9 protein-coding genes and 2 pseudogenes are annotated in these 9,981 nt (G+C 66.8%); 4 read left to right on the plus strand and 7 right to left on the minus strand.

Annotated features, from left to right (window positions below; genetic code table 11):
- Positions 1 to 607, minus strand: a pseudogene (locus ACFWF3_RS11815) (2,4-dienoyl-CoA reductase); the annotation flags it as partial.
- A 105-nt stretch (positions 608 to 712) separates the two neighbouring features.
- Between ACFWF3_RS11815 and ACFWF3_RS11820 the strand changes: the two are divergent.
- Positions 713 to 1,309, plus strand: a complete 597-nt coding sequence (locus ACFWF3_RS11820) for a TetR/AcrR family transcriptional regulator (protein WP_378989690.1) — start codon at positions 713 to 715, stop codon at positions 1,307 to 1,309.
- A 106-nt stretch (positions 1,310 to 1,415) separates the two neighbouring features.
- Here ACFWF3_RS11820 and ACFWF3_RS11825 read toward each other — a convergent pair whose 3' ends face one another.
- The 4 genes and pseudogenes from ACFWF3_RS11825 to ACFWF3_RS11840 all read right to left on the minus strand — a co-directional run.
- Positions 1,416 to 2,999 carry a succinic semialdehyde dehydrogenase gene (locus ACFWF3_RS11825; protein WP_379313644.1) on the minus strand — a complete coding sequence of 528 codons (1,584 nt, stop codon included), beginning with the start codon at positions 2,997 to 2,999 and terminating at the stop codon, positions 1,416 to 1,418.
- Positions 3,000 to 3,020: 21 nt separating this feature from the next.
- Entirely contained in the window at positions 3,021 to 3,974 is a 954-nt protein-coding gene (locus ACFWF3_RS11830) for an alpha/beta hydrolase (RefSeq protein WP_379313645.1), read from the minus strand.
- A gap of 45 nt (positions 3,975 to 4,019) precedes the next feature.
- Positions 4,020 to 4,955 (minus strand): acetoacetate decarboxylase family protein, encoded by a 936-nt coding sequence (locus ACFWF3_RS11835; protein WP_379313651.1) that lies wholly within the window; start codon positions 4,953 to 4,955, stop codon positions 4,020 to 4,022.
- Positions 4,938 to 5,636: pseudogene (locus tag ACFWF3_RS11840) on the minus strand (type 1 glutamine amidotransferase domain-containing protein); the annotation flags it as partial. The gene ACFWF3_RS11835 and the pseudogene ACFWF3_RS11840, both read right to left, overlap by 18 nt.
- A 250-nt stretch (positions 5,637 to 5,886) precedes the next feature.
- Here ACFWF3_RS11840 and ACFWF3_RS11845 point away from each other — a divergent pair.
- Both ACFWF3_RS11845 and ACFWF3_RS11850 read left to right on the plus strand, forming a co-directional pair.
- A complete protein-coding gene (locus ACFWF3_RS11845) occupies positions 5,887 to 6,639 on the plus strand; it encodes a serine aminopeptidase domain-containing protein (protein WP_379313646.1) in 753 nt (250 codons plus the stop codon).
- Positions 6,640 to 6,784: 145 nt separating this feature from the next.
- Positions 6,785 to 6,997 carry a hypothetical protein gene (locus tag ACFWF3_RS11850; protein WP_378989698.1) on the plus strand — a complete coding sequence of 71 codons (213 nt, stop codon included), beginning with the start codon at positions 6,785 to 6,787 and terminating at the stop codon, positions 6,995 to 6,997.
- Here the strand turns inward: ACFWF3_RS11850 and ACFWF3_RS11855 are convergent, their stop codons facing one another.
- Together ACFWF3_RS11855 and ACFWF3_RS11860 are read right to left on the minus strand one after the other, a co-directional pair.
- The gene (locus ACFWF3_RS11855) at positions 6,998 to 7,924 is read right to left on the minus strand and encodes an SMP-30/gluconolactonase/LRE family protein (RefSeq protein WP_379313648.1); all 927 of its coding nucleotides are present in this window, start codon (positions 7,922 to 7,924) and stop codon (positions 6,998 to 7,000) included. It abuts the gene before it with no gap.
- A gap of 186 nt (positions 7,925 to 8,110) precedes the next feature.
- Positions 8,111 to 8,749: a TetR/AcrR family transcriptional regulator gene (locus tag ACFWF3_RS11860; RefSeq protein WP_379313649.1), complete on the minus strand. Its 639-nt coding sequence runs from the start codon at positions 8,747 to 8,749 to the stop codon at positions 8,111 to 8,113.
- Between the two features lie 138 nt (positions 8,750 to 8,887).
- On the opposite strand from ACFWF3_RS11860, the gene ACFWF3_RS11865 reads away from it, so the two are divergent.
- A complete protein-coding gene (locus ACFWF3_RS11865; RefSeq protein ID WP_379313650.1) occupies positions 8,888 to 9,520 on the plus strand; it encodes an NAD(P)-dependent oxidoreductase in 633 nt (210 codons plus the stop codon).
- Positions 9,521 to 9,981: the final 461 nt, after the last annotated feature.

The following is a 9,981-nucleotide window of genomic DNA, read 5'->3' on the forward strand; positions in this document are numbered from 1 at the left end:
CGAGTGAGCCGCCCCATTCGTCGGTGCGATCGTTGACCAGCGGCGAGAGGAACTGCGACAGCAAATACCCGTGTGCGGCGTGAACTTCCACGCCGTCGAAGCCGGCTTGTTCGGCGCGTCGGGCGGTGGTGACGAAACGCCCGATGGTCTCGTGGATCTGCCGGGCAGTCATCGCCACCGGCTGTCCGAAACGCTTGGAGTGACGCCCCAATTCGACCGCGATGTTCGACGGACCCCAGACCACGCCGGGCATGCGAGCCTGCACTTGACGGCCGGGGTGGCTGATCTGCATCCACATGGCCGCGCCTGCCGCCTTGCCTGCCTGCGCCCATGCCGTGAACGGCGCCAGCGGCGCCTGCGCGTCGAGCACGATGCCGCCCGGCCCGGTCAACGCCTCGGCGTGCACCATCACGTTTCCGGTGATCAGGAGCCCGGCGCCCCCGGCGCCCCATCGCCGATACAGCGCGATGAGGCGCTCGTCGGGAAGTTGGGACTTGCCCGCCATTCCCTCCTCCATCGCCGCCTTGGCGATCCTGTTCTGCAGGACCTGGCCGGATCGCAACCGCAGAGGCGAGAACACCTCGCCCGAGTCCGCACCGCTCGCCATTGTTCGCTCCTTTCGGCACGCATATTGACACTGCTTACATTCGCGTGCGGAGCCCAACGGTAGAGGTAAATGTAAGCAGTGTCAACACTTGCTAGATTTGTTTCCATGGCAATGTCGAACACGTCGTATCACCACGGCGATCTACCCAGCGCGCTCGTGCGCGCTGCCGTGGAGCTCCTCGAGGAGGATGGCGCGGCAGACCTCTCGCTGCGGGCGGCCGCCCGCCGTGCCGGGGTGTCCACGGCCGCGCCGTACCGTCATTTCGCCGATCGCGACGCACTGCTGTCGGCCGTCGCCGCGGTGGGCTTTCGTGAGCTGGCCGAACAGCTGGTCGCCGCGAGCGCGGAGCCGAGCACGCCCGAGGATCTCGCGACCATCGCTGTGGCCTATGTTCGATTCGCCTTGGCGCGGCCCGCGTTGTTCCGGGTCATGTTCTCGGACCCGTGCGATCCGACCAGTCCCGAACGCGTGGCCGCGACCACGGCGATCCACGACTACGTCCAGGCGATCGTGCGGAGGATCTATCCCACCGCCGACGAGGAATCGCTGACCAACGCGATGTGGGCTCTGGTGCACGGTCTCGCGTTCCTCTATCTGCAGGGCAAGTTCGATGCCGCCGCCGACGCGGAACTCGAAAGTCGTATCCGCGGTACGGTGTTCGCGATCGTCGAACTCCCGACGCTGCCGTCCGCGCACGGCTGAGCACCGCCGCCGAGCGCTCAGCGCGGATGCGGACAGCCGTGTTGCGGTGAGGAACCAAGCGCTGCGCGACGGTGAATCGGCGCCGCGCCCCGGTGTTCACCCGATCTCAGCGGGCACCCACCTTCTTCATGCCCGCGAGCACGGTGGTCAGAGTGGTCGCCCATGCGCTCCGTGACAGACCTGCCGGTGCGTCGAAGCCGAGGAGGCGCTGGTATGCGATCGTCTGCGGCTCGGTGTATTTCAGCATGCCGTCGGCGCCGTGCCTGCGGCCGAGCCCGGAATCGCCCATGCCGCCCATCGGCGAATCGACGCTGCCCCACGCCGCGGCGTAGGCATCGTTGACGTTGACCGTACCCGCGCGCACCCGGGCCGCAACGGCCCGGCCGCGGGCGCCGTCGCGGGTCCAGACGCTGGCATTGAGACCGTAGGCGGTGGCGTTGGCCCGCACGACGGCCTCGTCGATATCGGCGAAGGAGTAGATCGACACCACCGGCCCGAACGTTTCGTGGTCGTAGAGCGTCATTTCCGGGGTGACATCGGCGAGGATGGTCGGTTCGTAGAACAGCGGCCCGAGATCGGGTCTCGCCCGGCCACCGGCCAGCACAGTGGCGCCCTTGGCGACCGCGTCCTCGACATGCGCGGTGACGGTATCGAGCTGGGACCGGTTGGTCAGGCAGCCGACGTCGGTGCTGTAGTCGTAGGCGGCACCGATGTTCATCGCCTTCGTCCGCTCGACGAACGCGGCCACGAACTCGTCGCGGATCGCCTCGGCCACATACATCCGTTCGATCGACACGCACAGCTGCCCGGTCGAGGAGAAGCACGCGGACACCGCACCGTCGGCGGCACGATCGATATCGGCGTCGTCGAGGACGATCATCGGGTTCTTGCCGCCGAGTTCGAGAGAAGCGCCGATGAGACGTTCGCCCGCGTCGCGGGCGATCCGGCGACCGCTGGCGGTGGACCCGGTGAACATCAGGTAGTCGGCGTTGTCCATCAGCGACGTGCCGATCGAGCTGCCACGGCCGACCACCATCTGCCACACCCCACTCGGCAGACCCGCCTCGTGCATCAGATCCAGGGCCCACAGCGCGGTGAGCGCGGTCTGCGTGTCGGGCTTCTGTACCACCGCGTTGCCGGCCAACAGCGCCGCAATCGCGTCTCCGGCCCCCATGCTCAGCGGATAGTTCCACGGCGAGATCACCGCGACGACACCCTTCGGATGGTGCAGCTCGGTGGTGTGGGTCAGGATCGGTATGGCGCCCCGGCGACGCTTGGGAGCGAGCAGCCGTGCGGCGCTGCGGGCGTAGTACCTGGTGGCGATCGCGATGTCGGTGACTTCCAGGAACGCGTCGCTACGAGTCTTGCCGTTCTCGGCCTGGATGAGGTCGAGAACCTCGGCCTGACGTTGCAGCAGCAGGTCGTGGAACCGCAGCAGGATCGCCTTACGCCTGGCCACCGGCATTGCGGCCCACGAGGTTTGGGCCGTGCGGGCACGCGCGAACGCCGCCTCGACGTCCTCGGGAGTCGAGACGGGCAGCGTGGCCAGCGGGTTGCCGGTATAGGGGACCGTGGTCGTCACCTGTGTGGCGTCCGGACCTGCCGCGATCCGTGCGGTCAACCGGTTGATCTGGGCCGGGGACAGGGAAGGCGGCAGGCCCTCGGTTCGGGTGGCGTGGTCGACAGACATGAAGGCTCCATGGTTTCGGATTCAGTGCAGTGCCGCGCGCAGGGTGTCCTGCGCCAGCTTGATGGCGGCGTCGGCCGCATGCGTCGAGCGCATCGAATTGATCATCACGAAGTCGTGGATGATGCCGCCGAAGCGCACCTGGGTGACCGGCACCCCGGCCGCCCTGAGCTTGGCCGCGTAGGCCTCGCCCTCGTCACGCAAAACGTCGGCTTCCCCGGTGATCACCAGCGCGGGTGGCAGGCCCGCGAGCTGATCGACCGAAGCGCGCAGCGGTGACGCGTAGATCTCGGCGCGCTGGGCGTCGTTGTCGGTGTACTGGTCCCAGAACCAGCGCATGCCGTCGCGGGCGAGAAAGTAGTGCTCGGCGAACTGGTGGTAGGACGCGGTGTCGAAATCGGCGTTGGTGACCGGATAGAACAGCACCTGCTGCGAGATCCGCACATCGCCACGGTCCTTGGCCATCAAGGTGAGTACGGCGGCCATATTGCCGCCCACCGAATCGCCCACGGCCGCGAAACGCGTAGCGTCGAGACCCTTGTCAGCACCGTGTGCGAACACCCATTGTGCGGCGGCGTAGTTCTGTTCGATCGCCGTCGGATATTTCGCTTCCGGCGACAGGTCGTACTCCGGGAACACCACGGCGGCGTCGGCGCCGACCGCGAGTTCGCGGACCAGCCGATCGTGGGTGTGCGCGTTGCCGAATACCCAGCCCGCACCGTGGATATAGAAGATTACCGGAAGCGTGCCGGTGGCGCCCGCCGGTTTGACGATGCGGACTTTCACCGAGCCGGTCGGCCCGCCCTCGACGGTGATCCATTCCTCGTCGATGGCGGGCTTGTCGATGTCACCCGATTGGACCTCGTCGACCGCTTTGCGACCCTGCTCCGGTGGCAACTGGAAAAGGAACGGCGGGGTATCGGTGGCTGTGGCGAACTCCGCTGCCTCAGGCTCGAGAACCGGCTTGATTTCGGTCATCACGATCTCCTTCTGGTCGGGTGTTCATTCAGGCGATGTGGCGTCCTATGCCCTTGTCGGGACCGAAGTCGGAACCGGCATGTGCAAAGCGTTCTGGCCTTCGCTCATCACGTCCAGGCGCAGAGTCTTGATCGGCGCGAGTGATCGAAGATCTCGCGACAGGCGGCCGTGCCCCATCGTCAGCGTGACGTCACGGGGCATCGTCGTGCTGCCGGCCGACAGGACGTTGGTCTGGCTCAGTGTCGAGTGCCAGCCGCCCTTGATCGAGGTGTAGGAGGTGAGCGTCGACACCCGCTCACCGCTGGGATATGCGGTCTGGGCAGGTGTGGCCACCGACAAGGTCAGATCTGTTGCGCCGCTGTCGTCGAGGACCCGGCCGGTGGTCCGGGTGCCATCGACCTCGAAGTCGATCTCGGTGACCCATTTGGGGAAGCCGTAGCCGTCGTGCCCACGGACCTGGGCGATCTCGGTGCTCACCGGCAGCGACAGCACGTAGGAATCCAGGCGGTCGCTGTCGAGGCCGGTGAGCAGGTCGGCGAGACCGAGCTTGCCGTGTCTGGCCGGTCGGACCGCGATGCCCACGGCGGCCTCGGTATAGAAGTCGATATCGCAGACGTCGTAACGGAAGAACATGACCGAGACCACGCCGAATCCGGGGAACACTTCCAGCGGCGCCAGCTCAGCGGGCAGCCGGGAACGGATCGCGCGCGAACGGGCCAGCATCGTGAGCCTGGCACTGGACATCCGGTAGTAGAAATTCCGCGTGTAGGTTTCGCCGATCAGTGAGTCGACCTTGGTTTTAGGGAGTTCCCGGAAAAAGTCGACACCGCTGACCCGGGAATCGCGCGCTATCTCGTCCAGATCGGGATTCATGCGATATCTGTCGTAGAGACCGTCTTCCGGCACGGTGACTGTACGACCACCGAGATCTACCTGGACCGTGCTCTGTTGAGTCGTTGACGCGGCGCCGACGTCGGTGATGAGTCGGCCGGCGAGCTCTTCGGAGGATTGCGGGTTCTGTCCGGTGTAGAGGTTTCCGTCGACCACGATGTGTGGCCGTAAGGGGATGAGCGCCTTCGAATAGTCGACGCCCAGTTCTTTGAGCTTGTCCTCGAGCAGCCACGGTGCCTTCCAGGCGAACCGGTTGAGCAGCTCCTCCCGATTGGACAGCCCGGTCATCCGGCGACCGGCGAACGGATTCTTTCCGTCGGGTCCGGTCGCCGCCGTGATCGCCGCGGGAGCGTGGCAGAGCAGGGCCAAGGGCTTGCCAGAGGCCAACCGGGCGGCGAGCAGCGCGCCGGAGGTCTCGTCGTAGGCCAGGTCTTCCATCGGGCCGTGACCGCCCGGGTAGAAGACGACGTCGAAAGAATCGGAGTCGACAGTGTCGAGCGGGACCGGTGTGTCGAGCGCACCCTGAATGCTGTCGAGGTAGTGCTCGATGTCGCGGCGCTTGCCCGGCATTCCGCCGGAGATGCCGAGGCTGAGCCGGTCGAGCGTGGGTTTCTTGCCGCCCGGGGTCGCGATGGTGATGTCCCATCCGGCTTCGGTAAAAGCGCGGTGCGGAAAAGCGACCTCTTCGGCCCAGTAGCCGGACGGGTGCACCGTGCCGTCTTTCAATGTCCAGCGATCCGCGGCCGTGATGACCATCAGCACTTTCGTCACAACATGTTCCTCCTGGGTGCGGTCGTACTCTCGACAGAGGGGATGCCAGGCGGCCGGAACGGCAGAAGAGTCCGTAGACCCGCAGCCAATGTTTTCGCTGCTAACATTAGCCTCGGGGTTGCCCGCCGTCAACGACCCGATGGGCGTATCGGACGAACGAAGGAGTGCATCAGTGAGCAGGTCGAGTAGTCGGCATTCGGGTGGTATCGGGCCGGAGGCGACGTCGCCGATCGTCTTGATCGCGCCGGCCATGGCCATCGGCTCGCGCTTCTACGCCCCGCTCGTCGCAGCATTCGCCGACCTCGGCTGGAGCGCGCGGGCGCTGCCACGGCGGGGCTTCGAACAGGGCACGCCGCAGGCATCGCGGCACAACAACTGGTCCTACCGGGACGAGATCGACACCATCGCGCACGCGGTGGCCGAGGCCCGCAGGGAAGACCCCGCCCGGCCGGTCGTCGTCCTCGGACACAGCCTCGGCGCCCAACTCGCCGCGGGCCACGAGCTCAACCACCCCGGCGCCGATGGCATGGTGACCGTCGGCGGCAGCCTGCCATACCACCGGCATTTTCCGAATTTCGGCCTGCCCGTGGCGATCATGGCTTCGCTCGTGCCGGTCATCACGGCGGTCTTCGGTTATCTGCCCAAGCCCGCCTTCGGCGCACCTGGAGCACGCACGCAAATGCGCGAGTGGGCCGCCATGGTCCTGACCGGGCGGCCTCCCTTCCCTGCGGTGGACACAATCAATACACCGACGCTGGTGATCGCCCTCGAAGACGACGCACTGGCACCGCGACGCGGTATCGAGGCTTTCGCCCGCCGGCTGTTCACCCCGGGCAGGGTCACTCGATGGGACTACCGCACCGCGGACGTACCGGCTGGTGCGTCCAACGACCACATCAAGTGGGTGCGGACACCAGGGCCGGTGGTCGACCGGATCGCCACGTGGTGGCACCAGGTGTCGACGACAGCGAGTCATTCGAGCGTGGCCGGCGTGACGGAGTGATCCGGGGCGCATGAGCATTCGCGAAGGGCGTTGTCCGAGTAGGTAACTCGCACGGGATCAGATGATGCGGTCCGGTGTGATTCTCGGTGCGCGCCCCAGCAATTCGGGGCGTGTGCGCCGCGAGGACACACGGCACGGTGGAGCTATGAACAAGCTCGCGGCGTCGTCCGCACTCGCTCTCTTCCTGCTCGCGTCCGCCGTCGGCGCGGGTTCCGCGCACGCCCAGCAGCCGGTGGCGGACACCGGCTCGTCGAGTCTGGACGTGCTCTGCAGCCCGGTCGGTGGCCTGCTGGTCATGGTGGGCAGCGCCGAGAATCGGTACGGCCCGCTGCTCGGAATGGTCTGCCTCAATCGATGATCAGGGCGGCGTGAGCTCGGTGACCGTTCCGAGGAAACTGGTGACGTACAGGGCGTTCGGATTCCAGCCGGGTCCGGACCCGAACCGTGCCGACGACGACAACGGCAGACCGTCGGCGATCGCGCAGGTCCGGCCGGTGTCCACATCAACCTGCTGAACTGCGCCGGCCACGTTGAGGGTCACGTACGCCTTGCCGTCCGGGCCGACGGTCAGATCGTCGGCCGAGTTCAGTGGCCCGACACCGGGAATCACGGCCTGGCGTGGTGGGCTGTCGGGATCGGCGTAGTCGACGGCGGCGATGACCGATGTGGGGTTGAACGTCGTCGAGACGATGAGCCGATTGTGGTGCGGGTCGAACGCGAGGCCGTTGGTGGAGCTCAGTGACGGTGCGTAGGGTGTCGCGATGTTGTCAGAGGTGACCCGAGTCAAGGTGCCCGCGCCGACGTCTCTGCTGACGACGAAGTCGCCGTTCGGCAACTGCGCCAACCCGTTCGGCATCGTCAGACCGGTGGCCACCGTCTGCACGGTGCCGCTGTCGAGGTGCAGGGCCTGAATCGTCCCGTCGGCGCGGTCGGTGAGGGCGGCGGTGACGCTGTTGCCGGTCGTGAAATACGCGGTGTCGCCGGCGGTCAGGATCGACCCGGGACCCTCCACGTCGCTCACCGCGACAGATCGCGAGCCGTCGGCACCGAGGCGTTGCAGGGTGCCGGACGATCCGGTGGCGGATTGCTCTGCCAGCAGCAGATTTCCGCGACCGTCGAACCCCAGGTTCTCGAGTATTCCGTACCCCGCCGCGACGGTGTGCCGAGTCCATTGCGCGCACGAAACCGGTTCGGCGGAAGCGGTCTGCGCGGCGGGAAGGGCGGAGGCTGTCGCGGTGATCGCTATCGCGGCGAGCGCGCGAGACAGGATGGGGGAGAGGGGCATGGGGTTCCTCGGGTCCGGGCCGGCAGCTCTGCCGTTGTCGGAGGCGGTGTTGTCGACGAGATCGGGCCAAGCCTAGGGCGACAGTCGTGGAACTCGCACCGAAACAATGGATCGGCCGTGGACGTCAGCGAAAGCCTCGGTGGGGTGATGAAGTTGGAGCTGTGGTCGGTGACCATGTCCGCAGCGTCAGAGGTCGCCCGCTTCGAGGATGGTCAGCAACTGGTCGGCCGCGTGGCGCGCTCGGCGGGTGATCTCTTCGGTGTCGGGCTGCGCTCCGCCGAGTAACACCTGGTCGAAGAGTCTGGCCTTCAGCAGTCCGCCGAACACCGCGGCCGCCTCGTACTTGTCGGCGATTCGCCAGCCCGACCGCTCACGCCACCGGTCCAGATAGGACGCGAAGATCAGGCCGCTACGGCCGAGGACTTCCCGCCGGTAGATGCGCCCGAGTTCGGGAAAACGATCCGCGTCGTGAGCGACCACCCGGTAGAGCGCGAGCTGCTCGTCGGAAAGGGCATGGCGAAGGTACTCCTCGCCCGCGCGAACCAAGCCGACCTCGGGCGGATCGGTGTACCAGGCGGGGTCTCGGGTGGTGTCGCTGTCGGGTGCGCACAGTCCCGCGATGACGGCGGTGAAGAGCTCGTCCTTCGTCTCGAAGTGGCGGTAGAGGGTCTTGATCGAGACGCCGGCCTCGTCGGCGATCTTGTTGACCGAGCTGGCGGCGTATCCCTCGTCGAGGAAGGCCGTGCGCGCGGCCGCGACGATCTGGGCACGCTTGCGCGTCATGAGCCCGGCCTTGGGATCGTCTGTCGCCCAAGTTCTGACCATGTGTCCGCCTTCCGTCTTGACCGACCTTACGACAGTAGTTACTGTCGTTTCAAACAACAGTAACTACTGTCGTGAGGGTGGGTCGCCCGAGTGGGCGATCGCGATCTCGAACGACCACACAGAGGCGGGGCTCGGAACATGAAACTGGTGGTCTTCGGTTCGACCGGTATGGGCGGCAGCGCTGTTGTCGCGAAAGCGCTCGAACGCGGGCACGACGTGACAGTCCTCGCGCGCTCCGCGACAAGCGCCGACAAAGTGCCCCACGGCGTTCGCGTCGTGCGCGGCGATGCGCTGGATCCGGCGGCGGTCGAGCGCGCGCTGGACGGCACCGACGCCGTGATCCAGTACCTGGGGGTCGGCGGGCTCGGCGACGGCAAACCCAATGACCTCGTCCCCGACGCCACACGCGTGATCATCGAGAAGATGCGCGCGCACGGCGTCGAACGACTCGTGTGCGCGAGCAACATGGGACTACCCGGTTCCGGTGCCTTCCTTTTCCGTCGCGTCCTGGTGCCGCTGTTCGCGCGCCGCCTGCCGCCCATTCTCGATGCCAAAGTGGCGATGGAAGCCCAGCTCGCAGCCAGTGAGCTGGCCTGGACAGCCGTTCGCCTCCCGGCTTTGAAGGCGGTGGCAGACAAGGGAACCGTCAAGGCCGACCCGAGCGGGCGGGCGACGGGCTACTCCATCACCTGCGGCGATGCCGCCGACTTCATGCTCGACATCATCGAGCAGCGCCAACACCTGCGCACAGCGGTCGGCGTCTCCAACTGACAGCTCACAATCCTGGCCGACCTCGAGTCTCGCGGCTGTTCCGTTTCTGGCCGTTGGAGATCCGGGGCCTGGTGCGCCGCTCGATCAGCGGCCCCGATGCGGTCCTCACCCTGGAGGGGAGGGTGAGGCCCGTGTCGGTCGACGCGGCACCCGCGCGCAGGCTTAGGTGCGCGGGCCGCCGGATCTCACACCACCCGCCGATTGCCCACGTACACCCGGCCGTCGAAACAGCGAAGAGGACTGCCGAAGTCGAGTGACCAGAGCGGATTCGAGTGCTCGCCGGCCGGGATCGCGGTCACCGTTCCCTGACCGCCTCGCGCGACGGCCACGGGGTGCCGCGAAAACCTCTCCTGGACGCAACATCAGTCCGACGAGGTTACCGACACTTCCCCGCGGAGCTGGAGCAACCCGAGCCGGGGTCCGGCCAAGAATGCGCAGCGCGGTCCAGCGTTGATAGTCGG

The organism is Nocardia sp. NPDC060220, assembly GCF_042727815.1.
Taxonomy (GTDB): domain Bacteria; phylum Actinomycetota; class Actinomycetes; order Mycobacteriales; family Mycobacteriaceae; genus Nocardia.

Excerpts from the sequence above, each read along its gene's own strand:
- ACFWF3_RS11830 (WP_379313645.1), bottom strand. The coding sequence starts at position 3,974 with ATGACCGAAATCAAGCCGGTTCTCGAGCCTGAGGCAGCGGAGTTCGCC.
- ACFWF3_RS11865 (WP_379313650.1), top strand. The coding sequence starts at position 8,888 with ATGAAACTGGTGGTCTTCGGTTCGACCGGTATGGGCGGCAGCGCTGTT.
- ACFWF3_RS11825 (WP_379313644.1), bottom strand. The coding sequence starts at position 2,999 with ATGTCTGTCGACCACGCCACCCGAACCGAGGGCCTGCCGCCTTCCCTG.
- ACFWF3_RS11850 (WP_378989698.1), top strand. The coding sequence starts at position 6,785 with ATGAACAAGCTCGCGGCGTCGTCCGCACTCGCTCTCTTCCTGCTCGCG.
- ACFWF3_RS11845 (WP_379313646.1), top strand. The coding sequence starts at position 5,887 with ATGGCCATCGGCTCGCGCTTCTACGCCCCGCTCGTCGCAGCATTCGCC.
- ACFWF3_RS11820 (WP_378989690.1), top strand. The coding sequence starts at position 713 with ATGGCAATGTCGAACACGTCGTATCACCACGGCGATCTACCCAGCGCG.
- ACFWF3_RS11855 (WP_379313648.1), bottom strand. The coding sequence starts at position 7,924 with ATGCCCCTCTCCCCCATCCTGTCTCGCGCGCTCGCCGCGATAGCGATC.
- ACFWF3_RS11860 (WP_379313649.1), bottom strand. The coding sequence starts at position 8,749 with ATGGTCAGAACTTGGGCGACAGACGATCCCAAGGCCGGGCTCATGACG.